The sequence below is a fragment of the Dactylosporangium sp. NPDC000244 genome (assembly GCF_040300725.1).
In the GTDB taxonomy this organism is placed as follows: Bacteria; Actinomycetota; Actinomycetes; order Mycobacteriales; family Micromonosporaceae; genus Dactylosporangium.
In genome coordinates this window covers 36,405-62,487 of record NZ_JBEPEH010000062.1, presented here as the reverse complement: position 1 = coordinate 62,487, position 26,083 = coordinate 36,405, and the positions used below count along the sequence as shown (strand labels likewise).

At 71.6% G+C, this 26,083-nt stretch carries 26 protein-coding genes; 19 read left to right on the top strand and 7 right to left on the bottom strand.

What is annotated here, in order from left to right:
• Positions 1 to 65: 65 nt before the first annotated feature.
• Genes ABT369_RS53170 through ABT369_RS53160 form a run of 3 tightly spaced genes read left to right on the top strand, consistent with a single transcriptional unit; the run spans position 66 to position 3,454 of the window.
• Positions 66 to 791 (top strand): TIGR03943 family putative permease subunit, encoded by a 726-nt coding sequence (locus ABT369_RS53170; RefSeq protein ID WP_350625541.1) that lies wholly within the window; start codon positions 66 to 68, stop codon positions 789 to 791.
• A complete protein-coding gene (locus ABT369_RS53165; RefSeq protein ID WP_350625539.1) occupies positions 788 to 1,870 on the top strand; it encodes a hypothetical protein in 1,083 nt (360 codons plus the stop codon). Before ABT369_RS53170 ends, ABT369_RS53165 begins: the two co-directional genes overlap by 4 nt.
• A 21-nt stretch (positions 1,871 to 1,891) precedes the next feature.
• Positions 1,892 to 3,454, top strand: a complete 1,563-nt coding sequence (locus ABT369_RS53160) for a PP2C family protein-serine/threonine phosphatase (protein WP_350625537.1) — start codon at positions 1,892 to 1,894, stop codon at positions 3,452 to 3,454.
• Between the two features lie 78 nt (positions 3,455 to 3,532).
• Here ABT369_RS53160 and def read toward each other — a convergent pair whose 3' ends face one another.
• Positions 3,533 to 4,033: a peptide deformylase gene (gene def / locus ABT369_RS53155; RefSeq protein WP_350625535.1), complete on the bottom strand. Its 501-nt coding sequence runs from the start codon at positions 4,031 to 4,033 to the stop codon at positions 3,533 to 3,535.
• 48 nt (positions 4,034 to 4,081) lie between these two features.
• A complete protein-coding gene (locus ABT369_RS53150) occupies positions 4,082 to 5,869 on the bottom strand; it encodes a flavin-containing monooxygenase (RefSeq protein WP_350625533.1) in 1,788 nt (595 codons plus the stop codon).
• 169 nt (positions 5,870 to 6,038) lie between these two features.
• Here ABT369_RS53150 and ABT369_RS53145 point away from each other — a divergent pair, with 169 nt between their 5' ends.
• On the top strand, positions 6,039 to 6,632 hold the full coding sequence (locus tag ABT369_RS53145; protein ID WP_350625531.1) for a TetR/AcrR family transcriptional regulator: 594 nt from the start codon (positions 6,039 to 6,041) through the stop codon (positions 6,630 to 6,632).
• Positions 6,633 to 6,651: 19 nt separating this feature from the next.
• On the opposite strand, the gene ABT369_RS53140 is transcribed toward ABT369_RS53145, so the two are convergent.
• Both ABT369_RS53140 and ABT369_RS53135 read right to left on the bottom strand, forming a co-directional pair.
• Complete coding sequence (locus tag ABT369_RS53140; RefSeq protein WP_350625529.1) at positions 6,652 to 7,611, bottom strand: phosphotriesterase family protein; 960 nt, start codon at positions 7,609 to 7,611, stop codon at positions 6,652 to 6,654.
• 14 nt (positions 7,612 to 7,625) lie between these two features.
• Complete coding sequence (locus tag ABT369_RS53135; RefSeq protein ID WP_350625527.1) at positions 7,626 to 8,501, bottom strand: LLM class F420-dependent oxidoreductase; 876 nt, start codon at positions 8,499 to 8,501, stop codon at positions 7,626 to 7,628.
• A gap of 118 nt (positions 8,502 to 8,619) precedes the next feature.
• Here ABT369_RS53135 and ABT369_RS53130 point away from each other — a divergent pair, with 118 nt between their 5' ends.
• The 10 genes from ABT369_RS53130 to ABT369_RS53085 all read left to right on the top strand — a co-directional run bounded on the left by ABT369_RS53130 (position 8,620) and on the right by ABT369_RS53085 (position 19,357).
• On the top strand, positions 8,620 to 10,797 hold the full coding sequence (locus ABT369_RS53130) for an acetate--CoA ligase family protein (RefSeq protein ID WP_350625525.1): 2,178 nt from the start codon (positions 8,620 to 8,622) through the stop codon (positions 10,795 to 10,797).
• Complete coding sequence (locus ABT369_RS53125) at positions 10,794 to 11,576, top strand: enoyl-CoA hydratase/isomerase family protein (RefSeq protein WP_350625523.1); 783 nt, start codon at positions 10,794 to 10,796, stop codon at positions 11,574 to 11,576. Before ABT369_RS53130 ends, ABT369_RS53125 begins: the two co-directional genes overlap by 4 nt.
• Entirely contained in the window at positions 11,573 to 12,721 is a 1,149-nt protein-coding gene (locus ABT369_RS53120) for an acyl-CoA dehydrogenase family protein (RefSeq protein ID WP_350625521.1), read from the top strand. Before ABT369_RS53125 ends, ABT369_RS53120 begins: the two co-directional genes overlap by 4 nt.
• On the top strand, positions 12,721 to 13,806 hold the full coding sequence (locus tag ABT369_RS53115; protein WP_350625519.1) for an acyl-CoA dehydrogenase family protein: 1,086 nt from the start codon (positions 12,721 to 12,723) through the stop codon (positions 13,804 to 13,806). Before ABT369_RS53120 ends, ABT369_RS53115 begins: the two co-directional genes overlap by 1 nt.
• Entirely contained in the window at positions 13,800 to 14,591 is a 792-nt protein-coding gene (locus ABT369_RS53110; protein ID WP_350625517.1) for an enoyl-CoA hydratase/isomerase family protein, read from the top strand. Before ABT369_RS53115 ends, ABT369_RS53110 begins: the two co-directional genes overlap by 7 nt.
• Positions 14,592 to 14,649: 58 nt before the next feature.
• Positions 14,650 to 15,942, top strand: coding sequence for an ABC transporter substrate-binding protein (locus ABT369_RS53105; protein WP_350625516.1), 1,293 nt, complete (start codon positions 14,650 to 14,652; stop codon positions 15,940 to 15,942).
• Positions 15,943 to 16,016: 74 nt separating this feature from the next.
• Positions 16,017 to 16,694 (top strand): ABC transporter ATP-binding protein, encoded by a 678-nt coding sequence (locus ABT369_RS53100; RefSeq protein ID WP_350625514.1) that lies wholly within the window; start codon positions 16,017 to 16,019, stop codon positions 16,692 to 16,694.
• Positions 16,694 to 17,563: a branched-chain amino acid ABC transporter permease gene (locus tag ABT369_RS53095; protein WP_350625545.1), complete on the top strand. Its 870-nt coding sequence runs from the start codon at positions 16,694 to 16,696 to the stop codon at positions 17,561 to 17,563. Before ABT369_RS53100 ends, ABT369_RS53095 begins: the two co-directional genes overlap by 1 nt.
• Entirely contained in the window at positions 17,560 to 18,657 is a 1,098-nt protein-coding gene (locus ABT369_RS53090) for a branched-chain amino acid ABC transporter permease (protein ID WP_350625512.1), read from the top strand. The genes ABT369_RS53095 and ABT369_RS53090 overlap by 4 nt, the downstream gene beginning before the upstream one ends.
• Complete coding sequence (locus tag ABT369_RS53085; protein WP_350625510.1) at positions 18,650 to 19,357, top strand: ABC transporter ATP-binding protein; 708 nt, start codon at positions 18,650 to 18,652, stop codon at positions 19,355 to 19,357. Before ABT369_RS53090 ends, ABT369_RS53085 begins: the two co-directional genes overlap by 8 nt.
• A 20-nt stretch (positions 19,358 to 19,377) precedes the next feature.
• On the opposite strand, the gene ABT369_RS53080 is transcribed toward ABT369_RS53085, so the two are convergent.
• Positions 19,378 to 20,304, bottom strand: coding sequence for a sigma-70 family RNA polymerase sigma factor (locus ABT369_RS53080; RefSeq protein WP_350625508.1), 927 nt, complete (start codon positions 20,302 to 20,304; stop codon positions 19,378 to 19,380).
• A gap of 53 nt (positions 20,305 to 20,357) precedes the next feature.
• Between ABT369_RS53080 and ABT369_RS53075 the strand changes: the two genes are divergently transcribed.
• The gene (locus ABT369_RS53075) at positions 20,358 to 20,942 is read left to right on the top strand and encodes a dihydrofolate reductase family protein (protein WP_350625506.1); all 585 of its coding nucleotides are present in this window, start codon (positions 20,358 to 20,360) and stop codon (positions 20,940 to 20,942) included.
• A gap of 33 nt (positions 20,943 to 20,975) precedes the next feature.
• On the opposite strand, the gene ABT369_RS53070 is transcribed toward ABT369_RS53075, so the two are convergent.
• The gene (locus ABT369_RS53070; RefSeq protein WP_350625504.1) at positions 20,976 to 21,458 is read right to left on the bottom strand and encodes a universal stress protein; all 483 of its coding nucleotides are present in this window, start codon (positions 21,456 to 21,458) and stop codon (positions 20,976 to 20,978) included.
• Between the two features lie 79 nt (positions 21,459 to 21,537).
• On the opposite strand from ABT369_RS53070, the gene ABT369_RS53065 reads away from it, so the two are divergent.
• From ABT369_RS53065 to ABT369_RS53050, 4 genes are all read left to right on the top strand, one after another.
• Complete coding sequence (locus tag ABT369_RS53065; RefSeq protein ID WP_350625502.1) at positions 21,538 to 21,990, top strand: MarR family transcriptional regulator; 453 nt, start codon at positions 21,538 to 21,540, stop codon at positions 21,988 to 21,990.
• Positions 21,987 to 23,669, top strand: a complete 1,683-nt coding sequence (locus tag ABT369_RS53060; RefSeq protein ID WP_350625500.1) for an MFS transporter — start codon at positions 21,987 to 21,989, stop codon at positions 23,667 to 23,669. Before ABT369_RS53065 ends, ABT369_RS53060 begins: the two co-directional genes overlap by 4 nt.
• 91 nt (positions 23,670 to 23,760) lie before the next feature.
• Positions 23,761 to 24,507 carry an ATP-binding protein gene (locus ABT369_RS53055; RefSeq protein ID WP_350625498.1) on the top strand — a complete coding sequence of 249 codons (747 nt, stop codon included), beginning with the start codon at positions 23,761 to 23,763 and terminating at the stop codon, positions 24,505 to 24,507.
• A gap of 78 nt (positions 24,508 to 24,585) precedes the next feature.
• Positions 24,586 to 25,203 carry a hypothetical protein gene (locus ABT369_RS53050; protein ID WP_350625496.1) on the top strand — a complete coding sequence of 206 codons (618 nt, stop codon included), beginning with the start codon at positions 24,586 to 24,588 and terminating at the stop codon, positions 25,201 to 25,203.
• Positions 25,204 to 25,216: 13 nt separating this feature from the next.
• Here the strand turns inward: ABT369_RS53050 and ABT369_RS53045 are convergent, their stop codons facing one another.
• Entirely contained in the window at positions 25,217 to 26,065 is an 849-nt protein-coding gene (locus ABT369_RS53045; RefSeq protein ID WP_350625494.1) for an SDR family oxidoreductase, read from the bottom strand.
• Between the last annotated feature and the right edge of the window lie 18 nt (positions 26,066 to 26,083).

Here is a 26,083-nt window from a genome sequence, read left to right as displayed (position 1 = left end):
CGAGGACGCCGTCTCACGTCAGTCCTCACAGGACAAGCGGCCAAAGCGTTCCTCGGGAGCTCCCGATGACAAAAGAAGGTAATGCCATCAGCGGCCGCGCCGGAGTGCAGTCGGTGGCGCTGCTGCTGATCGGCGGCGCACTCGTGCGCACGGCCTGGACCGGCACCTATGTGCGCTACGTGAAGCCCGGGCTGCACTGGCCGCTCCTCGTCGCCGGCGCCGTCCTGGTCGCCGTCGCGGCCGTGAACCTGGTGCGGGTGTTCCGCGGCGCACCGGGCGAGGAGCACCACCACGGCCGCCTCGAACCCGCCTGGCTCATCGTCGCGCCCGTGCTCGCGCTGCTGCTCGTCGCGCCGCCCGCGCTCGGCTCCTACGCGGCCTCCCACGGCGGCACCGCGCTCGGCTCGGCCGCGGGCTCCGACTTCCCGCCGCTGCCCGCGGGCGACCCGGTTCGGGTGTCGCTGCTCGAGTACGCGTCCCGGGCCGTCTTCGACCGCGGCCGCAGCCTCGAGGGCCGGACGGTCACGCTGTCGGGCTTCATCGTCGTGTCGGGCGACGCGCGGTACCTCACCCGCATGATCATCACCTGTTGCGCCGCCGACGCCCGCCCCGTCAAGGTGGGCCTGGCCGGCGCCGTCCCGCCCGGGGTTGCGGCGGACACCTGGCTGGAGGTGACCGGCACGTACGCGGACCGGACCGACCCCGATCCGGTCGACGGCCAGCCGATCCCGTACGTGACCGTGACCGCCGCGCACCCGATCCCGGCGCCGAAGCAGCCCTACGAGTCATGAGTGCCATGAGCACCCGGCGCCTGCGGGTGGCCGCGGCGGCGGCCGTCCTCGCCTCGGGCACCCTGCTGATGCTGCCCGCCGCGCCGCAGCCGCAGCTGGAGCCGGCGCCGCCCGTCCCGCCGACGCTCGACGTGTCCGCCACGCTGCCCGACGGCACCACGTTCAGCCCCGCGGCCGTGCTCGACCCGCACCACGTCGTCGTGCAGATCGCCGACGCCGACCCGGACACCGCCTCGCTCGCGCTGCTCGACCCGTCGGACAGATCGGGCTCTGCCGCCCCGCTCCGACTCGAGCGCATCCCGATCGCGGGCGGCGGCTCGTTCGACGCGGTCCGGGCCGCCGACGGCCACGTGTACTGGATGTCGAGCGTCGCCGACGACCAGGGCGGCAGCCGCACCACCCTGCACCGCGCCGACGCCTCGGGCGCCGCCGAGGTCCTCACCACCGACACCGGCCGCCCGCTGTTCACCGGCGGCATGCACGACCTCGAGATCGCCGAAGGCCGGGTGTGGTGGACGGCCACGCGGGGGCTGACGGTGCCGACGACCGACCTGCGATCCGTGCCGCTGGACGGGGGCGACGTCACGGTGCGGCCGCTCGACGGGACGTACCACCTGACCGCCTGGCCCTGGGCGACCGACGACGGCATCGGCGGGCAGCCCGTGCTGCAGTTGAACCTCGTGACCGGCGAGCGGCGCACCTTCGACGAGCCGCCGGGGCGCGACGTGTACTGCGGCGCGGTGTGGTGCCGCACCGTCGCGAGCACGCGGCAGAGCTCCGTCGTCACCCTGCACCGCACCGACGGCAGCGGCGAGACGGGCCGCGTCAACGTCGACGGCGAGGTGACGCTGTTCCTCGACATCGCCGCGCTGGACCGCTTCGAGTTTCTCGCGGCTCCGATCTCCACGCAGGCGTCGACGTCGAGCGAGCGGCTGACGATGTTCGACCTGCGGACGCGCCGCCGCACGCCGCTCGCCGTGTCGACGGCCGAGGGGCTGTCCGGCTCCTGGCTGTGGTGGGCGACCGGCGACAACGAGACGATGACGTGGCACCTGCTCGACCTCGCGGCGATCCCGTAGGCGGTGGTCTAAGTTCGAGGCGTGGATCCGTTGTTCGCCGCCGCCGGAGACCTGCGCGAGGCCTACGCGGGGGTCGACTGGGCCGCGACCCCGCTCGGGCCGGTGGCGTCGTGGGGACCGGCCCTGCGCACGGCCGTCGACCTGGCACTGCGAACGCGGTTCCCGGTGACGCTGTTCTGGGGCCAGCAGTCGGTGATGCTCTACAACGAGGCCTACGTGCCGATGATCGCCGACAAGCACCCGGCCGCCCTCGGCGCCCCGGCCCGGGAGGTCTTCGCCGAGGTCTGGGGCGACATCGGCCCCATGATCAAGCAGGTCCTCGGCGGCGGCGGCGCGACGTGGGTCGAGGACCTCCGCCTGGAGATGCGCCGGCACGGCTTCTTGGAGGAGTGCTACTTCACGTTCTCCTACTCCCCGGTCATGGGCGAGGACGGCCAGGTCGAGGGCGTCTTCGACATCGCCTCCGAGACCACCACGCAGATCCTGGCCACCCGCCGGCTCCGGCTGCTCAACGCGCTGCACGACCGGCTCGCCACCGTCGACCACCGCGGCGAGGTGCTCCAGCGGGCGCTGCCGGTGCTGCGCGCCGACCCGCAGGACCTGCCCGACGCGGAGATCGTGGCCGCGGACGGGGGCGATGCCGCGGTGCGGCAGACGGCGGCCGGGAAGGTCGCGACGGTACGGCTGAGCCCGCGTACGTACGCGGCCGGTGACCTGATGCTGCGCACCACGCTCAACCCGCGCCTGCTCGCCGACGAGACCTACCTGATCTTCGTCCGGCTGGTCGGTGCCACGATCAGCCAGGCGCTGGACCGGGCGCGGCTGCGCGAGGCCGAGCGGCGGTCCACCGCGATCGAGCGGGAGATCTCCGAGACGATCCAGCGCAGCCTGCTCACGCCCCCGCCGGTGAGCGAGCACTACCGGGTCGCGGCGCGCTACGAGCCCGCCGTCGAGCACGCCCGGGTGGGCGGCGACTGGTACGACGCGTTCCTGCTGCCCGACGGCACCATGACCGTCGTCGTGGGCGACATCAGCGGCCACGACCGGTTCGCGGCGGCGACCATGGCGCAGGTCCGCAGCATCCTGCGGGGCATCGCGCACACCCTGCTCGGGCCGCCCTCACGCATCCTGGCCGCGATGGACGAGGCGATGTCCGGCTTCGGCCTGGACACCTTCGCGACGGTCGTGCTGGCCCAGGTCAGCACGGATCCCGAGCCGGGCGCCCCAGCCCCCTACACGCTGCGCTGGTCCAACGCCGGCCACCCGCCTCCGATCCTGCTCACCCCCGACGGCGGGACGACCCTGCTGCGCCACCCGTCGGAACTCCTGCTCGGCACCGGCCTGCCCGCCACGCGCAGCGACCACTCGATGACGCTGGAGCCGGGCAGCCACGTGGTCCTCTACACCGACGGCCTCATCGAGCGCCCCGGCAAGCCGCTCGACGAGGGCCTGCGCGGCCTCGCCGACCTGCTCACCGGCCGGCACGACCTGACCGCCGAGCAGCTGTGCGACCATCTGCTGGCCGCGTCCCGGGCCGGCGCCGGCGACGACATCGTCGTCACCGTCCTGCAGGCGGGCCGTTGATGCGCCCCCGCTGCACCACCGGCTGATCAAGCCTGGCAGAGCCGTGTTAAAAAATTGTTGTAGCCACGTCCGGGCAGCTCAGGACCGCAGGCCGGCCTCGCGCAGCAGGGCCTCCCGCCGCTGCTCGTCCAGCCGGTCCACGTAGAGCACGCCGTTGAGGTGGTCGGTCTCGTGCTGCAGGCAGCGGGCGAAGTAGCCGGTGCCGGTGACCGTGATCGGGTTGCCGTGCTTGTCCTGCCCGGTGACGGTGGCGACCGCCGCCCGGGGTAGTGCCCCACGCGGCCCGGGCACGGACAGGCAGCCCTCGTCGCCGTCGGCGGGCTCGGCCAGCGGCTCCAGCACCGGGTTGACGATGTGGCCGACCTGCCGCACGTCGTCGGCGTCGGGGCAGTCGTAGACGAACACCTGCCGGTCGACGCCGATCTGGTTGGCCGCGAGCCCGACGCCGCGGGCCGCGTACATCGAGGCGAACATGTCGTCGATGAGCTCGCCGAGCTCGTCGTCGAAGACGGACACGTCAGCGCAGCGGCGGTGCAGGACGGGGTCGCCGTAGTACACGATCGGGCGGGCGGTAGGCATTGATCGACCGTACCCCCGCGCCCGGCCGGCCGCGGGGGACACCGCCGGTCAGCCGATCGTGGTTTCCCGGTAGCCGGGGCTCATGCCCTTGAGCGCGGCCAGGATCTGGACCGCCAGGTACTTCGAGTTGCCGCGGCATGCCGCGAGGCTCCCGGCGTTGAACCACAGTCCGCGCTGGGCCGTGGGGCGCCACATGTTGCGCATCTCGCCGCCGTCGTCCACGCCCCAGATCAGGCCCACCTTGTCCGCCACGGCGTCGCCGAAGAAGGTCCGGACCTCCTCCTGCTGGTTGCGGTACCCGGTGGCCAGCACGACGAGGTCGTACTCGCGGGTGGTCCCGTCGGCCAGTTCGATCCCGTCCGGGGTGAACGACGCGATCTGGTCCGCCTGCAGCAGGCCGATCTCGCCGTTGGCGATCAGGTCGGAGCAGCCGACGTTGATGTAATAGCCGCCGCCGCGGCGGTTGTACTTGAGGTGGAAGCCGGTGCCGTCCTCCCCGATGTCCGTGCGGAATCCGACGGCGTGCAGGCGGTCGAGGATGTCCTTGTCGGCCTCGAGCATCCGCTGGGCGAGGATCTGGTTGGCCTTGATCAGGGTCGGGAACGAGTTCGCCGCCGCGATGAGGTCGACGTCCTCGGTCGGGGTGCCCTCGGAGTAGAGGGCGTAGACCATGATCCCGCTCGGTTCCAGGCTCACCACCGTCGTGGACTGCCGCTGCACGATGTCCACCTCGGAACCCAGGGCGTGCAGGTCCTGCGCCACATCGTGCCCGCTCGTGCCCGTCCCGATGACGAGGGCCTTCCGGTTCTCGAACCGGGTTCCGGAGGTGTACTGGGTGGAGTGCAGGACGTCGCCGCGGAAGTCCTCGAGCCCGGGAAGCCGCGGGCGGTTGGGAACGCCGCTCACGCCGCCGGTCGCGATGACGACGTGCCGGGGCCGCAGGACGCGCTCGGCGCCGTCGTGCCGCACGGTGACCGTCCAGATCTGCTCGTCCTCGTCGTAGGTGCCGCCCACGAACTCGGTCGAGGTCCAGACGTTGAGCTCCATGATGTCGGCGTAGTGCTCGAACCAGTTGCCCAGCTTGTCCTTCGGGATGTAGGTGGGCCACGTGTCGGGGTAGGGCAGGTACGGCAGGCTCGCGACCCAGGACTCGTTGTGCAGGGTGAGCGAGTGGTAGCGCTTGCGCCAGACGTCCCCGACGCGTTCGTGCTTGTCCACGATCAGGGCGTCGACGCCGATGGTGCGCAGCCGGGCCGCGATCGACAGGCCCGCCTGGCCCGCGCCGACGATCAGCACCTCGGGGGAGCGGTCGTCGTAGCGCTGTTCCTCCTGGCGCAGGTCGAGCCAGTTCTTGCCACCGAACGTCCGCGAGTACGCCGTGCCGTGCGGCCGGTTGGCGCCGCGGCGCTCCTCGGAGCCGGTCAGCTCCTGCAGGGTGGTCAACAGGGTGCGGGCCCGCAGCGGCGGCCCGGCGGCCAGGTCGAGGCGGACCACGCCGGCGCCGTGACCGAACGCCGTGTCGAAGGTGAAGAAGCCCTCGACCACGTCGTCGCCGGCGCGGACGGCGACCCGGGGTGCCGTGCGTCCGGGGGCCAGGGCGAAGCCGTACGCCTTCACGTCGCGATTGCGCGCGATGAGCTCGGCGGCGGCTTCCCGGCCGCCGAGCGTGGTCCGGACGTCCCAGGTGAACGAGACGAGGTCGCGCCAGTCGGCCTCGGTCAGGAAGAGATCGGCCAGCCGGTCCAGATCCTCGGCGTCCAGAGCGGTTTCGAGGTTCTGAAGCCATGCGGTGACGGCGCTGAGGCACGCTGGTGCTGACATGTCGGAGCGGGACATCGGCCCTCCCGGGACCATCATTGGTAGCCTTGGACACAGTAAGTTGAACATGGCGCCAGAGTCAATTTCTGGGTGCTACGCTGCGTTTCGACAAAGTCGATCGATATGGGATGGGGCTGTGCCAGCGACGGAGCAAGCCTTTCCGGTGAGTGCGCGGGGCCGCCGGACGATGAGCAAGCTGGTCGATGCCGCTGCTGTGGTGTTCGGGCGCAAGGGCTTCCTGGACACCAAGATCACTGACATCACGACCGAGGCCGGCGTCGCCAACGGGAGCTTCTACACCTACTTCGAGTCGAAGGAGGCGATCTTCCGTGCGGTCATCGACGAGGTGAACGAGCGGATGTTCACGAAGTCCCGGGTGCCCGCCGACGCCGGCTCCAGTGCCTACCAGCGCATCGAGCACGCCACGCGGGCCTACGTGCGGGCCTACCGCGAGGAGGCCAGCCTGCTGATGATCCTGGAGCAGGTCGCGAGCTTCAGCCCGGAGTTCCGGGAGATGCGGCGGGAGACGCGGAAGGTCTTCCGCGCGCGCACCGAGCGCGGTATCCGCCGCTTCCAGGAGTCGGGCCTGGTCTCGCCGAGCCTGCCGGCGGACTACGCCGCGGCCGCGTTGACCTCGATGGTCAGCAACTTCTGTTACATGTGGCTGGTCCTGGACGAGGACTACGACGAGGAGACGGCCATCCTCACGCTGAGCCGGCTCTGGGCCCAGGCGCTGGGCATCGAGGTCGACCTGCGCAACGCCGAGCCCAGCGCCTCCTAGCATTCCGCCCGCCCGGCGCTCAGCCGAGAATCCGGGCGGGGTTGGCGACGAGCATGGTGTGGATCTGTTCCGGCGTCACGCCCCGCTGGAGCAGCGCGGGCAGGACGTCCTCGTGCAGATGGTTGTAGTGCCAGTTCGGCAGCAGGCGGGCCTTGTCGGCGACGTCGAAGTTGTGCGTGAAGCACGAGGCGTCGTGCGACAGCACCATCCGGTCCGCGTAGCCGAGCGCGCAGAGGTCGGCGACGGTCTGCACCCGCGCCTCGAACGGCAGCATGAGGTCCAGTCCGAACCGGTCCATGCCGATGAAGGACCCGGCGTCCATCAGCGAGCGCAGATAGTCGAGGTCGGTCGTGTCGCCGCTGTGGCCGATCACCACGCGTTCGAGGTCCACCCCCTCCTTGCGGAAGACCGCCTGCTGGTCGGTGCCCCTGCGGGTGCCGGCGTGGGTGTGGGTGGAGATGGGCGCCCCGGTCTCCCGATGCGCCAGCGCCGCGGCTCGCAGCACCCGTTCGACGCCGGGGGTCAGGCCGCTCTCGTCGGTGGCGCACTTGATGATGCCCGCGCGGATGCCGGTGTCCGCGATCCCGGTCGTGAGGTCCCTGATGAAGAACTCGGTCAGCAGCTCCGGGCCGTCGATCAGCTTGCCGGGACCGCGGAACTTGAAGAACATCGGGACGTCGTCGTAGGTGTAGAGGCCGGTGGCGACCACGATGTTCATGCGGACCAGCTTGGCGACCTCGGCCACCCGCGCCACGTCGCGGCCCAGTCCGATCACGGTGAGGTCGACGATGGTCCGGACGCCGAGATCGTAGGCGCGCTCCAGCTTCTGGACGGCATCGGCCCGGCGGGCCGCCTCGTCCCAGCGGCCCGGGTAGTTGCGCTCGACCTCGGTGTCGAGCACGAAGACGTGTTCGTGCATCAGCGTCTGACCGAGCTCGGCCGGGTCGACGGGGCCGCGGACGGTGGGAACGGTGCTCATGGACTGCGCTCCTGTCAGGCGAAGGCGGGGAGGGTGCTGGAGCCGAGCTCGGCGATGGATCGTTGCAGCCCGGGCTCGGCCAGGGTCTGCGCGGGCACCAGGACCCGGTCCACGCCGAGATCCCGCAGGAACCGGAGCGTCTCGTGGTCCCCGAGCCGGCCGGGGTCCTTCGTCCAGCGGGCGGTGATCTCCAGGCGGCCGTCGCGTCCGGACGCCTCGAACTCCGTGCGGGCGAAGGCGACCAGCGACGCCACCGCCTCGCGGTCGTAGCCGCCCGGGAAGAACCCGTCGCCGATCCGGCCGGCCCGCCGAGCGGCCACCTTGGTCGACCCGCCGATGTGGATCGGCACCGAGCCCCGGGGCGGCGAGGGCTCGCTGTGGACGAGGTCGAAGGAGAAGAACTTTCCCTGGTACGTGCGGGGACCCGGACGCCACAGCTCGCGCATCACGGCGATCGACTCGTCCATCACCGCACCTCGCTGCGCGAAGTCGGCGCCCAGGGCCTCGAACTCCTCGCGGAGCCAGCCCACCCCGACGCCGATCTCGACGCGGCCGCGGCTGAGCCGGTCGAGGGTCGCGATCTCCTTCGCCGTGATCAGCGGGTTGCGCTGCGGGACGGTGATGATCCCGGTGCCGAGGCGCAGCCGCGTGGTCGCGGCCGCGACGAACGCCATCCAGATCAGGGGGTCGGTGAGCGGCAGGTCGTGGCCGAACCAGAAGCGCCCGTCGGGGGTTTCGGGGTACCGCGGCTCGTAGACCTCCGGGATGACCACGTGCTCGACGGTCCAGAGGGATTCGAAGCCGGCCTGTTCGGCCCAGCGTGCGAGATCGAGTGCGCGGTCAGGCTCGGCGAACTCGCCGACGTTGCAGTGGCTGATGCCGAATTTCATGGCTCCGCTCCCGGCCTCGGATTGTGTCAGGCACCCACTTGACTCTGGCGCCAAGTTCAACTTAGCTGTGACTGCCACCACACTGTCAAGGCTTTCGGCTCTACCAGAAGGAGGGGACATGCGAGATCCGCTCGGGCGACCGCGGGACCTCAACGGGCCGCATGGGGGCCTGGATGCGCTCTTCCACCCGCGAGCGGTCGCCGTCCTAGGCGCCTCCGGCCGGGAGGCGAACCCGTTCGCCCGCCCCCTGCACTACCTGGCGCAGTTCGGGTTCACCGGCGAGATCTACCCGGTCAACCCCGGATACGCGGAGCTCGCCGGCCGGCCGTGCTACCCCTCGCTCGCCGCGCTGCCCGGCCCCGTCGACCTGGTGCTGATGCTGATTCCGGCGGCGCGGGTGCTGGAGGAACTGCCCGCGGTCGCCGCGGCGGGTGCGCGCGCCGCCGTCGTCTTCGCCTCCGGCTTCGGGGAGCTGCGGGAGGGTCAGGCGCTGCAGGCGCAGCTGCGGGAGACCGCGCGCAGCCTGGGCGTGCGGTTGCTCGGGCCCAACTGCCAGGGCGTGGTCCACACGGGCGAGGCCATGTTCGGCACGTTCACCGCCGCCCTCGAGTCCGGCCCGGTCGCGGCCGGCGGGCTGGCCTACGTCGGCCAGAGCGGCGCGGTCGGCGGATCGATTCTCAGCCTGGCCCGCGAGCGCGGCCTCGGCATCGCCGCCTGGGCGAGCACCGGCAACCAGGTCGACCTGACCGCCGTCGAGCTCGGCCGCTACCTGCTGGAGGAGGACGAGGTCCGCGTCCTGTCCATGTACCTCGAGGCCGCGGTCGACGACCACGACTTCCGCGAGCTCGCGCGAAGGGCCGCCGAGCTGGGCAAGAAGGTGATCGTCCTGCGCTCCGCGGTCAGCGCCGCCGGTGCCCGCGCCGCGGCCTCGCACACGGGCGCCATCGTCGGCGACGACGCCGGCTACCGGGTGACGGTCCGCGAGTTCGGCGTGGTCGAGGCCGAGGACGTCGACGACTTCGTGGCGCTCGCGCACGGCCTGACGGTCTCCCCGCCGATCGCCGGCGATCGGGTCGCCGTCGTCACCACCTCGGGCGGAGCCGGCAGCCTCGCCGCGGACCAGCTCTCGGCCGCCGGCTTCGCCGTCGACGACCTCCCCGAGCAGACCCGGGCCGAGCTGCGCGACCTGGTGCCCAGCTTCGGTGCCGTCGACAATCCCGTCGACGTCACGGCGCAGATCTTCCGGGACAGCGACCCCTCGGACTTCGTGGACGTCTGTGACCGGGTGTACCGCTCGGACGGCATCGACGCCGTGATGATCACGCTGACGCTCGTCACCGGCACGCTGGCCACCCGCATGGCCGAGTCGTTCGTGAAGACCTGGCGCGACCTGGCCAAGCCCATGGTCCTGGTCTGGATGGCGGCCCGGGAGCAGACCGCCGAGGCGCGGGACATCCTGCGGGACGCGGGCTGGCCGATCTTCGACTCGACCCGCCAGGCGGCACGCGTGCTGTCCGCACTACGCAGCCCCGCGGCGGCGGAGGACGGCTTCACCTCGCCGACGTTCCCGGTCGCCGAGATCCAGCGGGCGATGGCGGGCACCGGCGCGGTGGTCACCGAGGCCGAAGGGGAGGCCCTGCTCGGGCTCGCCGGGGTCGCCCGGCCCGCCTCGGTCCTGGTGTGCTCGGTGGACCAGGCGCAGGCGCTCGCCGCCGAGGCCGCCGGGCCGAGCGTCCTGAAGATCCAGGCGAGCGGCGTGCTGCACAAGTCCGAGCGCGGCGGCGTGCGGCTGGCCGTCCCGGCGGATCAGCTCGTGCCGACCTACCGCGACCTGATGACCGAGTTCGCGGCCGATCAGCCCGCGGGCGTGCTGGTCCAGGAGATGGCGCCGGCGGGCGTCGAACTGATCGTGGGCGTGACCCGGTCCGCCGGCGGCCTGCCGATCGTCACCGTGGGCCTGGGCGGGTACGCCACCGAGATCTACCGGGACGCGGTCTCGGCCTTCGCCCCGGTGTCCCCGCAGCGGGCCGAGCAGATGGTGCGTTCGCTGACCGCCGCCCCGCTGCTGACCGGCTTCCGTGGCAGTCCTCCGGTCGATCTGTCCGACACCGCGCAGGCCATCTCCCGGATCAGTCTCCTGGCGGTCGCGGCCGGCGAGCGCCTGAGCGACCTGGAGGTGAACCCGCTGCGGGTGACCCCCGACGGCCGGGCGATCGCCCTGGACTTCCTGCTGCTCAACCGGCCGGCCTCGACGCCGGTTCCATCCAACGGACCCCGTGAAGGAGAAGCCCGATGACCCCCTCGGTCACCTTTGAGCGCCACGGCAACGTCGCGCTCGTGACCATCTCCAACCCGGCGATCAAGAACGCGCTGACCATGGACATGGCCCAGCAGCTGGCGGATTGCTGCGAGCGGATCGACCGGGACGAGACGCTCGGGGCGGCGGTGATCCGGGGCGATGCCGGGACGTTCTGCTCGGGCGCGGACACCAACTCGTGGCGCGACTCCTACGCCGATGACGCCGTGAGCGACCGCGCGTACGCCGAGACGGACCAGATGTACGGCTCGTTCGTCCGGGTGGGGCAGCTTCGGGTGCCCACGGTGGCCGCGGTGCGCGGCGCCGCCGTGGGGGCCGGGCTCAACCTGGCGCTCGCCACCGACCTTCGGATCGTGTCCCGCGATGCGCGGCTGATGGCCGGCTTCCTGCGGGCGGGCATCCACCCCGGGGGCGGCTTCTTCACGATCCTGAGCCGGCTGACCGGCCGGGAGGCCGCGGCCGGCATGGGGATGTTCAGCGACGAGATCGACGGCGACCGGGCGCGCGAGCTCGGCCTGGCCTGGCGATCGGTGCCGGACGACGAGGTCGAGTCCACGGCACTGGAGCTGGCCGGGCGGGTCGCGGCCGACCCGCTGCTGGCGACGCGGGTCGTGCGCTCGTTCCGGCTCGAGACCTCGGACCAGCGGCTGCCGTGGCCGGTCGCCCTGGAGCTCGAACGCGGCGTGCAGCTCTGGACGCAGAACCGCCGCCTCAAGCGCCTGGCGGCCGCCGAGCACACCGAGGCGGGCACGTCATGATCGACTTTGCGGCCTCCCGGCTGACCGAGGCGGAGATGACGCTCCGCGACGAGGTGCGCGAGTTCATCGCCGCGGCGCGGCGCGAGAACCGCTTCTCGGTCGGCCTGGGCATCAACGCGGAGGCGAACATCGAGTTCAGCCGCGAGGTCGCCCGTCGCGGCTGGGTCGGGATGGTGGTGCCCAAGGAGTACGGCGGCCCGGGCCGCGGCGCGGTCGACCGCTTCGTGGTGGTCGAGGAGATGCTGGCCGCCGGGGCCCCGATCAGCGCCCACTGGGTCGGCGACCGGCAGACCGCCCAGATCATCCTGCGGTTCGGAACCGAGGAGCAGAAACGGCGCTTCCTGCCCGCGATCGTCCAGGGAGAGGTCTGGTTCTGCCTGGGCATGAGCGAGCCCGGCAGCGGCTCGGACCTCGCGTCCGTGCGCACCCGGGCCACCCGGACGGACGGCGGCTGGCTGCTGAACGGGCAGAAGGTATGGACCTCGGGCGCGCACTACGCGGACTTCGCCGTGACCCTCTGCCGGACGTCGGCCGAGGGCAAGCACGCCGGGCTCAGCCAGCTCATCGTCGACCTGCGCGCCGACGGCATCACGATCCGCCCGATCCGCCTGCTCAACGGCTTCCACCACTTCAACGAGGTCTACTTCGACGACGTCTTCGTCCCCGACGACATGGTGCTGGGCGAGATCGGTGACGGGTGGCTGCAGGTCACATCCGAGCTGGCGCACGAGCGGTCCGGCCCCGACCGGTTCATGTCGGTTGTCCCGGTGCTGGAAATGGTCTACGCGGCACTGGCCGAGACCAGCCCGTCGGAGGAGACGGAACACCTCATCGGGCTGGTCACCGCGCGCTACTGGACCCTGCGCAACCTGTCGCTGTCCATTGCCCGGGCCCTCGACCGGGGCGAGACCCCGGCCGTGGAGGCGGCCCTCGTGAAGGACATCAGCACGCAGTTCGAGAACGAGGTCGTCGAGATCCTGCGCAAGCTCGTGCCGGACGAGCTGGACCCCTCGGCCGGGGGGCTGCGGTCCCTGCTCGCGGACGCCGTGGTGACGGCCCCGACCTTCACGCTGCGCGGCGGCACCAACGAGGTGCTTCGCACCGTCATCGCCAAGCACCTGGCCCGCTCGTCGAGGAGTGACTGATGTCGGAGACGTCCGAGATGCTCGACCAGGCGCTCGCCGCCATCTTCACCCGATCCGGCGCGGGACCGGCGCAGCGGGGCGCGCCCTGGCCGCAGGACACCTGGTCGACCGTGGAGGCCAACGGATTCGCCTACCTCGACCTCGACGAGCACGGCATCGGCCTGGAGGAGGCCGTCCGGATCGCGATCAGCGTCGGCCGGCACGCCGTCGCGATACCCCTGGTCGAGACCGCCGGCCTGGTGTCCTGGCTGCTCGCCCGGTCCGCCCTCGAGCGCCCGGAGGGCCTGACCCTCGGCGCCGTGTCGCATCCGCTGGACGACCTCCGGGTGACGCCGCTGTCCGGCGGCGACGCCGAGATCTCCGGCACGCTGCATCGAGTCCCATGGGGGCGCCGCGCGGACCACCTGGTGGCGATCGCGGACTTCGATGGCACCCCCCGCACGGTGGTGCTGCCGCGCCCGGCCGAGGTCCGGGCCGGGGAGAACCTGGCCGGGGAGCCCCGCGACACCGTCCTGTTCGACCGGCTGCGGCTGCCCGCCGCGGCGATCGCGCAGGGCGTGGGGCCGTCGCCCCTGGAGCTGCGCGCCCGCGGCGTCCTGCTGCGTGCCGCCTCCGCCGCCGGCGCGATGCAGCGGGTCCTCGCCGTGGTGCTGGCCTACGCCGACACGCGCGAGCAGTTCGGCAAGCCGATCCGGACGTTCCAGGCGGTGCAGCACCACATGGTCGACGTGGCCGAGGCCGCGGCCGCCACGATGCTCGCGGTCAACGCCGCCGTGCTGGCCGATCCGGGGGAGCGGCTGCTGGCCGCGGCTTCCGCGGGCGTGACCGCCAAGGAGGACACCCGCCGGCTGAACCGGTCGGCCCATCAGGTGCTCGGCGCGATCGGCGTGACCGACGAGCACGAGCTGCCGGCCCTCACCACGCGGCTGTGGAGCTGGCAGGGGGAGTTCGGCAGCAGCCGGGACTGGTCGGTCTTCATCGGTCGCGCGGCGCTGAACAAGAGCCTGCCGAGCCTCTGGAGCCTGATCTCCTCGACCGGGCAGGCCCACGCCGGGCGCGCCCTGGGCGAGGTGGTCCCGTGGTAGAGCACCGGTCCGACCTCCTGGTCGACGTCAGCGCCGACGGTGTCGCCGTTGTCCGCCTGAACCGCCCCGAACGCCGCAACGCCCTGAGCCGCGGGCTGCTGAGCGACATCACGACCGTCTTCACCGACCTCGACCGGCGTCGCGACGTCCGGGTGGTGGTGCTGCGCGGCACCGGCGGACAGGCGTTCTCCGTCGGTGCCGATCTGAAGGAGATGCACGCCCGGGACACGGCCGAGCATCTGCCGTACGAGCCGATGCGCGAGGCCACCCGCAACCCCTACGAAACCGTGCTGGAGTGCCGCAAGCCGACGATCGCGGTCCTGGAGGGCTGGGTCGTCGGCGGCGGGCTCGAGCTGGCGATGGCGTGCGACCTGCGGGTCGCCGCGGACACCGCACGGTTTCTGATGCCCGAGTCCAAGGTGGGCCTGGGCGCCAACTTCGGCAGTCAGATGCTGCCGCGGCTGGTGCCGGCGGGCTTCGCCTTCGAGGTGCTGTACCTCGGCGAGCCGTTCGACGCCGCAACCGGGTTCCGGATGGGCCTGCTCAACCGGGTCACCCCGCCCGAGGAGCTGGACGCGACGGTGGACGCCCTGGCGGCGACCCTCGTATCCAGGGCACCGATCACCCTGCAGCGGTACAAGGCGATGGTGCACCTCGGGTCGTCCCTGCCGATCGCCACCGCGCTACGCCTCGACCCCGGTCCCAGCCCCTACCTGAGCGAGGACCGCGCGGAGGGCACCGCAGCCTTCAGCCAGAAGCGAACTCCACGGTGGTCCGGCCGCTGAACGCACGGATCGCGACACCCCGCAACACCCCGGTTCCACTGCTGCGAAGGGAACAGCCATGAAGACACCCCAACGGTTCCGCACCATACCCCGCACCGCCGCCGTGGCCATGGCCACGGTTGCCAGCCTCGCCCTCGCCGCCTGCGGAGGCGGTTCCGCGAACAGCGGCAAGGGCGGCGGCGACATCAAGGTCGGCGTGATCGCCGCGCTGACCGGCATCGCCGCACCCTACGGCGTCCAGAGCGTGAACTCCTTCCAGATGGGCGTCGCCGACCTCAACGCGGCCGGTGGGATCAACGGGCGCAAGGTCTCGGTGGAGGTGCTCGACAACCGCTCGAAGCCGGAAGAGGTCCCCGCCCTGATGCGCCGGCTCGTGTCCGGCGGTGCGAACGTCATCGTCGGCGCGTCGTCCAGCCCGGTCACCATCACCGCGGCCCAGACCGCCGACCAGCTCAAGGTGCCGCTGATCGTGCCGATGGAGGCGGCCGACAGCATCATCGGCACCGGGCGCAAGTACGTCTTCAAACTGGCCCCCTCGATCCTGGCCGACAACGGCTGGGCCGCGCAGTCGGTGCGCGCCGTGATGCAGGGGGCGGAGAAGAAGGGCGAGACGCCGAAGACGGCGATGCTGATCTACGCCAGCGCCGGGGCCTACCCGGACGCGCAGAAGGCGTGGTCCGGCACCTTCCAGAAGGAGTACCCGGGCGTGAAGGTGCTCGACTCCATCTCCTACGACGAGGCCACGACGACGGACTTCGCCCCGCTGGTCAGCCAGGCGAAGAACGCGAACCCCGACATCCTGTTGTTCGGCGGCAACCCGCAGGGCGCGTTCCTCTTCTACCCGGCGCTCGCCCGCTCCGGCTGGAAGCCCAAGGCGACGGTCGGCGTGCTGGGCGGCAACACCAACGCGCAGTTCATCCCGACGGTCGGCGCGATCTCGGACGGCGACGTCGCCGGCAACTACTGGACCTCGCTGCTCAAGTCGGCCGACGGCGCCAAGCACACCCCGCAGAGCTACTCGGACGAGTACAAGGCCAAGTACAACGGGCAGACGCCCGACGGGGTCGGCGCCTACTACTACGCGTCGGTCGGGCTGCTGGCGGACGCCCTGTCCGCGGCGAGCAACCCGGACGACAAGGAATCGATCACGTCGGCCCTGCGGTCCGTGGACATCTCCGGCATCAACGGCGACAAGCACGGGCTGTGGATCATCAGCCACGGCGTGAAGTTCGACGCCAAGGGCACGAACGAGCGGGCGACCGGCCTGGTCACCCAGATCCAGGGCGGCAAGTACGTCCCGGTCTTCCCGGCGGACGCGGCCGCGACCTCGACCGTCTACCCGAGGCCGTAGGCGGATCGGGGACCATGATGAAGACGGCCCTGTCGGTTGAGGGATTCAGCGTCTGGCGTGGACGGTCGGAGATCGTGCGATCCGTCGACCTCGAGGTCGGCCAGGGTGAGCTCGTCTGCCTGCTCGGCTCCAACGGAGCGGGCAAGACGACCCTCACCGAGGGGCTGCTCGGCACCATCCCCGCCCGCGCCGGCAAGCTGGAGTTCGACGGTCGCCCAATCGCCGGCCTCCGGCCCTGGCACCGGGTGCGGGCGGGACTCGTCCTGGTCCCGCAGGAGCGGTCGCTGTTCGTGGGCATGACGGTCGAGGAGAACCTCCTGGTCGGCGCGGGACCGCGGGCAAAGGCGGGCCCCTTCGACCTGGCGGCCATGTACGACCTCTTCCCGCGCCTGAAGGATCGGGCCGGCCAGCTCGCGGGGACCCTGAGCGGTGGCGAGCGCAGCATGCTCGCCATCGCCCGGGGGCTCATGCTCCAGCCCCGCACGCTCGTGCTCGACGAGCCCTCGCTCGGTCTGGCGCCGGTCATCGTGCAGGTGATCATGAAGACGATCGGCGAGATCAACGCCGCCGGTGTCGGGGTCCTGCTGATCGAGCAGAACGTCCACCAGGCGCTCGCGCTGGCCTCCCGCGGCTATGTGCTGGAAGGCGGAAAGATCGTCGCGGCCGGCACCGCGGAGTCGCTGCTCGCCTCCAGCCTCCTGGAGAGCGGATATCTCGGAACCACGACCAGCACACGAGAGGAGGCCAGGTGATGGCCGTTCTCCAGATCATTGCCACCGGGGTGCTCCAGGGGCTGATCTACGCCCTGATCGGGCTTGGCCTCTACCTGATTTTCAACGTCATGCGGGTGGTGAACTTCGCCCATGGCTACTTCGTCCTGATCGGCATGTACGGGGTGCTGTCCCTCAAGCCCAGTTCGCTGGCCGACTTCGCCGTGGCCCTGCTCTTCGTCGCCGCCGTCGCGGCCGCCTTCGGCTATCTCGTCGAGCGCTTCCTCATCGAGTCGACCCTCGACAAGTCCGGTCACGCGCAGCTGGTGATCACCCTCAGCATCGGCGTCGCCCTGCAGTACCTCTTCCAGGTGCTCTATCCCGAGCCGTACCAGACCATCCGCAACCCCTGGCCGATCGACGCCATCAACACCCTCGGCGTCACGATCAGCTTCGCCCGGCTGGCGGCCGGGACGGTGAGCCTCGTCCTGGCGCTCGCCCTGTCGTGGCTGATCTATCGGACGCGCCTGGGCGTCTACATGCGGGCCTGTGCGGAGAGCCTGAACGGTGCCATGTTCGTCGGCGTCAACGTCCGCCGGGTGTACCGCTCGACGTTCGCGCTCGGCGCGGCCGCCGCCGCGGTGGCCGGCGGGCTGCTGATTCCGTTCCAGCCGGTGTCTCCCTTGTACGGCCTGGAGCTGACGGTCAAGGCGTTCATCGTCGTCGTGATCGGCGGCAGCGGGGCGCTGTGGGGGACGGTGACGGCCGGCGTCCTCCTCGGGGTGGCCGAGGCGGCCAGCAGCGTCTACGTCAGCGGCTCGCTGGCCTCCTCGGTGATCTACGGCGCATTCCTGCTGATCATCCTGTTCCGCCCCCAGGGCCTGGCTCGGAAGCGGGTGGCCCGGACATGAGATCCCTGCGCGCGCTCGTCTCCACCCCACTGAACCGGGCGAACACCCTGGTCGTGGCCGTCGCGCTCGTCGTGGCGGTGACCTTCCCGCAGTTCGCCGCGGAGCCGACGATCGGCGTCGGCTTCGTCGCCCTGCTCTACGCGATGCGCAACCTCACCTGGAACATCGCCGGCGGCTTCACCGGACTGCTGTCGATCGCGCACGCCAGCGCCTTCGGCATCGGTGCGTTCTCGGTCGCGGTGCTGACCTGGCAGCACGGCATCAACATCTGGCTGGCGATCGGCGTGGGCATCCTGCTCTCGGCGGCGATCGGCGCGGCGGTCAGCCTGATCATGAGCCGGTTCGGCGTCAACGCGCTGTTCTTCACGCTCGGAACCCTGGCCCTGGCGGTCGCGATCTCCGGAATCGCGGCCACGTGGAGCGTCACGGGCGGCGTGAACGGTCTGCAGAACCTCACCACGCAGGAGGGCATCCTGCATCTGCAGTGGTTCACGGACGCCGCTCCGCTGTACTACGTCGCACTCGCCGTCCTCGTGCTCCTCACCGCCGGGGTGTCGTGGATGACGCGCCGCACCCGGTTCGGCCGTTCGCTGCCGTTCATTCGCGAGGATCCGGTGCTCGCCGCGAGCATGGGCGTCGCGGTGATCCGCAACCAGGCGATCGCCATGGGTGTCAGCATGGGGCTCACCGCGATTCCGGGTGCGCTCATCGCGCAGTACACGAACTTCGTGAGCTACGACTCCGTCCTGTCGGTGGAGGTCGGCGTCGCGATGCTCGTGGGCGCGATCATCGGCGGCTCGGCCACGCTCGCCGGGCCGATCGTGGCCGGGATCGGCATCGCGGTGCTCGAGGAGCTGCTGCGCATGTTCGCGGTGTCCAGCTCCAACGTCTCCAGCTACACCCAGATCGCATACGCGATCTGCGTCATCGCGATCCTGAGGTTCGGCGGCTCGGGCATCGTGCCGCTGTGGAACCGGTTGATCGTCCGCCTGTTCGGCACCGGCCGGCCGCACGACCCGGAGTCCGAGAAGTCGTCCGGCCGGTCGGCGCCCGATCGTGCCCCGGCCCCCGAGGTGGTGAGCGAGCATGCTTGAGGTCACGGCGATCGCCAAGAACTTCGGCGGTCTCAAGGTGCTGCAGGACGTCTCCTTCACGGCCGGGTCCGGGATGGTGACCGCCCTGATCGGTCCCAACGGCGCGGGCAAGTCGACGCTGGTGAACCTGATCGCCGGCGTGCTGCGCCCGACGAACGGGACGGTGCTGCTGGACGGCGTCGACATCACCGGGATGTCTCCGGTGAAGGTGTTCGAGGCGGGTGTCGCACGGACCTTTCAGGTGTCGGGGAACGTGTCGGAGCTCAACGTCTTCGAGTGCGTCGCGCTGGCGGCCTACCGGCGCGCCCGCGGCTACCGGGAGGCGAACCGGCTGGCTCGCGAGCAGCTCGAGCGGTTCGACCTCTGGCAGTACCGGCGCGAGGCGATCGGGGACATCCCGTCGGCGATGGTCCGGATCGTCGACTTCGCCCGGGGCCTGGTGTCGCAGCCGAAGGTGCTGCTGCTCGACGAGGTGATGGCCGGCCTGACCCCGCACGAGGTGGACATCGTGATCGAGCGCGTGCGCGAGTGCCGCGCGGAGGGCATCGCCATCGTGATGATCGAGCACGTGATGCAGGCGGTGAACGCGCTCGCGGACAAGGCCGTGGTGCTCAACCACGGCCGGATCGTCACCGAGGGAGCCCTGGCCGAGGTGACCGCCCACCCCGACGTTCGCGAGGCGTACCTGGGCGCTGCGTGAGGTTCGGGCGTCGCCGGTCGTCATCCACGGGGGGCGGCGGCGTCCGAGTCCCGCTGCACGACGAGGTCGGGCAGGCCGAAGGCGGGGAACAGGCCGGGCGCCTCGAACACGTCCATGGCGGCCAGCCCGTCGGGCTCGAGGCGGAGCAGGATCAGGGCGAACGGGCGGAACGTGGTGTCGCCGGGGCGGCAGACGTACGCGGCCACCGCCGGCTGGCGGTTCGCGCCCGTCGGCAGCATGCGCCAGCGGCCCTCCGACATCATGTCCTCGCGCAGCGCCGGCGCGACCCGGTCCCGGCCGGTCCACGAGCCGACGCCGGGCTCGATGGTGAGGCGGACGTCCTCGCGGAGCAGGGCGATGAGCGCCTCGGGGTCGGCGCTTTCGTGGGCCGCGATGTACCGCCGCACCAGGTCCCGCTGCGCCCCGTCGGGGACGTTCGCCGGCGCCCACTCCAGCCGGCCGCCGGGCCACCGTTCGCGCAGGGCCGACCGCGCTCGCTGCAGGGCGCTGTTCGCCGCCTGCGTGGTGGTGTCGAGCGTGGCGGCCGTCTCGCCGGCCGACATGGACAGGACGTCGCGCAGGATGAGCACGGCCCGCTGGCGCGGCGGCAGGAGCTGGATCGCGGCGAGGAACGCCAGGGAGATGGTCTCGCGGCCGACGGCCACGGCGTCCGGGCCGGGCCGCTCGTCGAGGAGCTGGTCGGGGTACGGCTGCAGCGGTGGACCCGGGCGTCGCAGGGTGTCCAGGCAGGCGTTCGTGGCGATGCGGTACAGCCACGTCCGGGCACTCGATCGTCCCCCGAAGGTGTCGCGGGACCGCCAGGCGCGCAGGAACGTCTCCTGGACGTGGTCCTCGGCGGCCTCGAACGAGCCGAGCATGCGGTAGCAGTGCACGTGCAGCTCACGGTGGTACCGGCGGGCCAGGCCGGCGAAGTCTTCGGGGTCCACGAAATGTTCTTACCGCACCGATGACTTTCCGGCCCGGCATCGTCTACCTGGGCATGGCACTGGTTGAAGCGGATATCTCGATGTCGGTGGACGGGTTCGTGACCGGGCCCGACCTGGAGGCCTTTCCCGGGTACGGCAAGGGCGGCGAGCGGCTGCACGCGTGGCTGGAGCACGAGGAGGGCCTGCGGCTGAGCGAGGCGACGTTCGCCGCGTCCGGGGCCTTCGTGACGAGCCGCCGGGTGTATGAGGACACCGGCGGCTGGGCCGAGCACGCGCAGTTCTGGAACGAGCCGGCCTTCGCGGGGCACTACGGCATGCCGGTCTTCGTCGTGACCCACCGCCCGCACGAGCCGGTCCGCCACCGCGACACGACGTTCACGTTCGTCACCGAGGGCGTGCGCGCGGCGCTGGAGGCGGCCGCGGTGGCCGCCGCAGACCGGCGGGTGCACATCATGGGCGGGGCATCGCTCATCCAGCAGGCCCTGCGGACCGGCCTGGTCGGCCGGCTGCGCCTGCACATCGTCCCGCTGCTGCTCGGCTCCGGCACCGCCCTGTTCGACGGGGCCGGCCCGCGGCTGCGGCACCTCGAGACCGTGGACACGCCCGGCGCGACGCATGTGACCTACCTGGCCGGGTGACCGGCCGCGATGGCGGCCGGGTGCCGGTCACCGTCAGGGGACCACGGTGACCGGCCAGCGGCCGCAGCGCACGAGTTTGACCGCGACCGAGCCGGCGAAGCGGTGCAGGGCGCCGGCCGAGCGGCCCACGACGACCGCGTCCGCGTGGAGCTGCTCGGCGATGGCGACCAGTTCGGTGTACGGCTCCCCGGTCCGCACCACCAGGCGCGCGTCGACGTTCAGGCGCGGGATGTGGTGCTCGACGGCGTCGCGCAGCTGCCGTTCGACCGCGTCGTGCGCGTCGACCACGTTGGCGGCCGCGTTCCCGCCGGTGTCGGCGAGCGAGAGCACGGAGGCGGGGAGCGTGCGCACGTAGACGGCGACGAGCCGCGAGCGCTGCCGCCGGGCGAGGCCCACGGCGTACGCGGCCGCGCGCAGGGAGGACGTCGAGCCGTCGATGCCGACGACGATCGTGCCCGGCCCGTCGCTGCTGACCTCGCGAATGGGCCGGGCGGCCGGCTGCAGTTCCTCGTTCACGGCATCTCCCCGGGGTGTGAGGGCGCGATCACACGGGAAAGCATAACGCCAGAATATAAGTACGTGATATAAAAGTTGTGTGTCCAAGATCCTTGACGGGGTGGCGCTGGCCAACAGCCTGGAGCGGGTCGTCTCGCTCCTGCGCCGGCTGGCCCCCTCGGACCAGGTCTCGCTGACGAAGGCGGCCACGCTGCGGACGCTCGACGTCCACGGCCCGTGCCGCATCTCCGAGCTCGCGGTCCGCGAGGGCATCACCCAGCCGGCCATGACCCAGCTCGTCTCCCGCCTGGAGCAGGACGGCTACGCCGAGCGTCGCTCCTGGGCCGACGACGCCCGGGTCGTGATGGTGCACCTCACCCCGGACGGCGCCGACGTGCTGCGGCACCGCCGCGACACCCGGGCCCGGCTCCTGGCCGACCTCGCCGATCGCCTCGGCGAGGAGGACCGCGCCGCGCTCGCCGCCGCCCTGCCCGCCTTGGACCGGCTCGTCACCACCTATCAGACCCTCCTCCCCGGGAGTACCGCGGTATGAATCAGCACAGTCCGGCGGCGGCCAGCCCGTTCCGCCAGCCGAAGGCGGTGTGGGCCGTCGCGTTCGCCTGCGTCGTGTCGTTCATGGGCATCGGCCTCGTCGACCCGATCCTGCCCGCGCTGTCGACCAAGCTGCACGCGTCGCCCAGCCAGGTGTCGCTGCTGTTCACCAGCTACCTGCTCGTGACCGCGGTCGCGATGCTCGTCACCAACATGGTGTCCAGCCGCATCGGCCCGAAGCGGACCCTCATCGTCGGCCTCGTGATCATCGTCGTGTTCGCGGGCCTCGCCGGCACCTCGGACTCGATCGGCGGCATCGTCGGCTTCCGCGCCGGCTGGGGCCTGGGCAATGCGCTGTTCATCGCCACCTCGCTCGCCGTCATCGTCGCCTCCGCGAGCGGCGGCTTCGGCGGGGCGATCATCCTGTACGAGACGGCGCTCGGCGTCGGCATCGCGGTCGGCCCGCTGCTCGGCGGCACGCTCGGCGGGATCAGCTGGCGCGGCCCGTTCTACGGCGTGAGCGTGCTGATGTTCATCGCGCTCATCGCGACCATCTTCCTGGTGCCGAAGACGCCCAAGCCGGCCGAGCGCACCTCCATCGCGGCCCCGATCGCCGCGCTGCGCCACCGCGGGCTGCTCATCATGAGCCTCACCGCCGTGCTGTACAACTGGGGCTTCTTCACCATGCTCGGGTACGCCCCCTACCCGATGCACCTCAACGAGCACAAGCTCGGCCTCGTCTTCACCGGCTGGGGCCTGCTCGTCGCGATCTTCAGCGTCGCCGTCGCCCCGCGGCTGCAGCGGCGCTTCGGCACGGCCAAGACGCTGTACGCCAACCTGTTCCTCCTCGGCGTCGTGATGACCGTCATCGCCGCGTTCACCGACTCGCCCGCCACGGTCATCGTCGCGGTCATCGTCTGCGGCGCCTTCATCGGCATCAACAACACCCTGACCACCCAGGCGGTCATGACGGTGGCCCCGGTGCCGCGGCCGGTCGCGTCCGCCTCCTACGGCTTCGTGCGCTTCATCGGCGGCGGTCTCGCCCCGTTCGTGGCGGGCAAGCTTGCCGACCACTACAACATCCACGTGCCGTTCTACCTCGGCGCCGCGACCTTCATCCTCGCCATCTTCGTGCTGGCCACCGGTCACCGGATCCTCACCGACGCCGAGAACGCGGCCTCGGCCGACGAGTCCCAGCCCATCGGCGAGATCGTCGCCGTCGGCCGCATCGGCGCGGCCAACGGCAACCGGCCCGTCGTCGTGGCCGTCGACGCGGGGGAGTCCGCGGCCGCCGTCCTTGCCGCCGCGGCCGAGCGCGCCGCCGAGCTGCACGCGCCGCTGGAGCTGCTGCACGTCCACGAGATCGCGGTCGTCGGCGACGAGGCGGTGGATCGGGAGACGTACGAGCAGGCCCGCACCCGGGTCCAGACGCTGCTGGACGACCTGGCCGCCCGCGGCGTCACCGCATCCGGGCACGTGCTGCGCAGCGTCGCCGACCACGGCCACGCCGGCAGCCTGATCGCCCGCCACGCCAAGGCCGTCGACGCCCAGCTGGTCGCGATCGGCGGCCCGTCCCACGGCGGCGTCGCCCACCTGCTCGACGGCAGCGCGACCGAGCGCGTCGTCGCGGAGTCGGGCTGCGAGGTGCTCGTCGTTCCGCCGGTCACGCTTGCGGGGTAATCCCCGCGGACAGCCGGTGGTCGTCCGTCCGGGGCACGTGTTCGTGCCCCGGACGGTTTCCGGTTCACTCGTTTCGTTTTACGGTTATTCCATGATGACCGTCGAGTCCCGGCACGACCTCGAACGGGAGGTCACCTGGATCACCGTCGCCGGGGAACTCACCGTGGAACGCAAGCACCGCCTCCGCACGATCATCGGCAAGGCGCTCGTCGCCTGCCCCCGCGCCGTCATCGTCGACCTCACCGGCTTCGACGACCCGACCGGCACCGCCGCGCCGCTGTTCCACGCGGCCCAGAGCCGGGCCTTCCGCGACCACGGGGCGTTCCTGCTGTGGGTGCTGCCGCGCCAGGGCCAGCTCCGCGACCGGCTCGCCAACCCGTTCTGGCACCACGTCCTGCGGCTCTACGACACCATCGCCGAGGCCGAGGCGGCCGTCGAGCTCGGCCCGCCACCGCCGACCCGGTTCACCGAGCCGCTCGAGCCCGACGGCTTCGCCCCGAGCCGGGCCCGCCTGATCGTCCACGACGCCTGCATGGCCTGGGACCTGCCGCACATGGCCACCGTCGCGCGCCGGGTCGTCTTCGAGCTCGTCCACAACGCCGCCACCCACGCGGCCACGCCGCTCGTCCTGGTCGTCAGCCGGCGCGGCGGCTTCCTGCATCTCTCGGTGCGCGACGGCGACCCCCGGCCTCCGACGGTGCTGCCCAACAGCCGCAAAGCGGGTGTTCCCGGCGACGGCCTGCACATCGTCGACCGCAACGCCACCGCGTGGGGCTGCCTGCGCAGCGCCGAGGGCAAAATCGTCTGGGCCGCGCTGTGGATCGCACCCCCGCCGTAAGAATGACCGTTATGTTCGGTAGGCCGGGCTGATGGGTATCAGAGTGGTCGATTCGCAGCCACTCCGAGGGAGCCCCCCATGCCAACCGAGCTGCAAACGCTGGGCCGTCACGCCCGCCCGCTGCACGGCGTCCTCGGCTGGTGGGCCGTGACGAGCTTCGGCCTGCTGAGCGTGCTGGTCGCGGCCCTGGCGGCCTGCTGGCCGACGTACGTGCGCGCGGTCGGCACCGCCGCGCTGGGCGCCTGGCTGCTGTTCACCGCCGTCGGCCGCGCCGGCGGCGGCCAGCTCCTGCGCGCCCGCTACGGCGGCCCGCTCTTCCTGCAGGCCGGCCCCGCCCTGCTGGCGCTGGCCGGCGTCATCCTGATCCGCCTGCCGGAGTCGGACCCGTCCGTCGGCGTCTCGGTGGCCGCCCTCGCGTTCGGCATCGCCGCGGCCGTCGACGGCGCCGCCGCGCAGCCCCTGCCGAGCCTGGCCCGCACCTGCCTGCGCGTGCGCGCGGCGAGCGGTCTGGTCGCCGCCATCGCGGTGGCCGCGGCGCCGGTGGTGGGCCTGATCATCGCCGCGGCCGTGATCGGCATCGGCGAGCTCGTCCTGGCGGCGCGGCTGCTGCCGGAGGCCGATCGCCTGGCCCAGATGCTGGACCGCACCGAGTCCCCCGCGGACGCCGAGCCGCTGCTGGCCCTGGACGACGACTGACAGAGATGCCGGCTCAGGCGGGGACGGGGGTTTCGGGCTCCATGTCGAACGACGCCTGGAGCTTCTCCGGGCGTGTGCCAAGTCCGGCGCGGATCGCGCGATGCCACGGCGCATCGATGAGGCGCTTGGTCTCGTCGAGCATCGACGCCGGTTCCAGGTTGCGGTAGGTGTCCACCTCGCCGGCGGCGACGGCGGTCAAGGTCGCGTACACGGGCTCGGGATCGAACTGCGCCCGGGGGAACGCGAGCCTCGAGTAGTCGAAGAGCCGCTCGCCGGGATCGTCCTCCCAGCTCTTCCACGTCTGGAACATGCGGTCGTTGAATCCGGTCAGGAACGGGCCCGGGTTGACGGTTGCCACCTCGATGCCGAACTCGCGCAGCTCGTCCGCCATGGACTCGGCGACGGCCTCGATCGCGTGCTTCGACGCCGAGTAGAGGCCCGTGAAGGGATTGACGTTCAACCCCTCGCGTGAGGACACCCAGACGATCCGGCCCTCGCCGCGCTTGACCATCTGCCGCGCGATGCCCTGCGTCAGCAGGAGCGGCCCGAAGACGTTCACCTCGAACTGGTGGCGGATGTTCCTCGCGGGAATGTCGACGGTCGAGCCGCCTTCCCCGACGCCGGCATTGTTCACCAGAATCTCGACACCCCACGAGAGGGCCTTTCTCCGGTCGCCTTCGTCGGTGACGTCGAGCTTTTCGACCTGCAGATGCACGCCTCGCTGCGCCGCCTGCCACTTGAGGGTCTGCACCTGGGCCCAGATCTCCACGGCGGCGATGACGTCGAATCCCTTTCCGGCCAGGCGCATGGCCACCTCGTGGCCGAACCCGGTCCCGGCTCCGGTGATGAGCACCTTCTTCATGGCACACCCGTCCTTCTT

What these genes read in the sequence shown, in the direction of transcription:
- ABT369_RS53140 (WP_350625529.1), bottom strand. Translation starts at nt 7,611, where the DNA reads ATGAGCACCGTTCCCACCGTCCGCGGCCCCGTCGACCCGGCCGAGCTC.
- ABT369_RS53095 (WP_350625545.1), top strand. Translation starts at nt 16,694, where the DNA reads ATGGCCGTTCTCCAGATCATTGCCACCGGGGTGCTCCAGGGGCTGATC.
- ABT369_RS53120 (WP_350625521.1), top strand. Translation starts at nt 11,573, where the DNA reads ATGATCGACTTTGCGGCCTCCCGGCTGACCGAGGCGGAGATGACGCTC.
- ABT369_RS53055 (WP_350625498.1), top strand. Translation starts at nt 23,761, where the DNA reads ATGATGACCGTCGAGTCCCGGCACGACCTCGAACGGGAGGTCACCTGG.
- ABT369_RS53145 (WP_350625531.1), top strand. Translation starts at nt 6,039, where the DNA reads ATGAGCAAGCTGGTCGATGCCGCTGCTGTGGTGTTCGGGCGCAAGGGC.
- ABT369_RS53165 (WP_350625539.1), top strand. Translation starts at nt 788, where the DNA reads ATGAGTGCCATGAGCACCCGGCGCCTGCGGGTGGCCGCGGCGGCGGCC.
- ABT369_RS53135 (WP_350625527.1), bottom strand. Translation starts at nt 8,501, where the DNA reads ATGAAATTCGGCATCAGCCACTGCAACGTCGGCGAGTTCGCCGAGCCT.
- ABT369_RS53150 (WP_350625533.1), bottom strand. Translation starts at nt 5,869, where the DNA reads ATGTCCCGCTCCGACATGTCAGCACCAGCGTGCCTCAGCGCCGTCACC.
- ABT369_RS53115 (WP_350625519.1), top strand. Translation starts at nt 12,721, where the DNA reads ATGTCGGAGACGTCCGAGATGCTCGACCAGGCGCTCGCCGCCATCTTC.
- ABT369_RS53170 (WP_350625541.1), top strand. Translation starts at nt 66, where the DNA reads ATGACAAAAGAAGGTAATGCCATCAGCGGCCGCGCCGGAGTGCAGTCG.
- ABT369_RS53050 (WP_350625496.1), top strand. Translation starts at nt 24,586, where the DNA reads ATGCCAACCGAGCTGCAAACGCTGGGCCGTCACGCCCGCCCGCTGCAC.
- ABT369_RS53105 (WP_350625516.1), top strand. Translation starts at nt 14,650, where the DNA reads ATGAAGACACCCCAACGGTTCCGCACCATACCCCGCACCGCCGCCGTG.
- ABT369_RS53060 (WP_350625500.1), top strand. Translation starts at nt 21,987, where the DNA reads ATGAATCAGCACAGTCCGGCGGCGGCCAGCCCGTTCCGCCAGCCGAAG.
- ABT369_RS53130 (WP_350625525.1), top strand. Translation starts at nt 8,620, where the DNA reads ATGCGAGATCCGCTCGGGCGACCGCGGGACCTCAACGGGCCGCATGGG.
- ABT369_RS53085 (WP_350625510.1), top strand. Translation starts at nt 18,650, where the DNA reads ATGCTTGAGGTCACGGCGATCGCCAAGAACTTCGGCGGTCTCAAGGTG.
- ABT369_RS53125 (WP_350625523.1), top strand. Translation starts at nt 10,794, where the DNA reads ATGACCCCCTCGGTCACCTTTGAGCGCCACGGCAACGTCGCGCTCGTG.
- ABT369_RS53090 (WP_350625512.1), top strand. Translation starts at nt 17,560, where the DNA reads ATGAGATCCCTGCGCGCGCTCGTCTCCACCCCACTGAACCGGGCGAAC.
- def (WP_350625535.1), bottom strand. Translation starts at nt 4,033, where the DNA reads ATGCCTACCGCCCGCCCGATCGTGTACTACGGCGACCCCGTCCTGCAC.
- ABT369_RS53075 (WP_350625506.1), top strand. Translation starts at nt 20,358, where the DNA reads ATGGCACTGGTTGAAGCGGATATCTCGATGTCGGTGGACGGGTTCGTG.
- ABT369_RS53045 (WP_350625494.1), bottom strand. Translation starts at nt 26,065, where the DNA reads ATGAAGAAGGTGCTCATCACCGGAGCCGGGACCGGGTTCGGCCACGAG.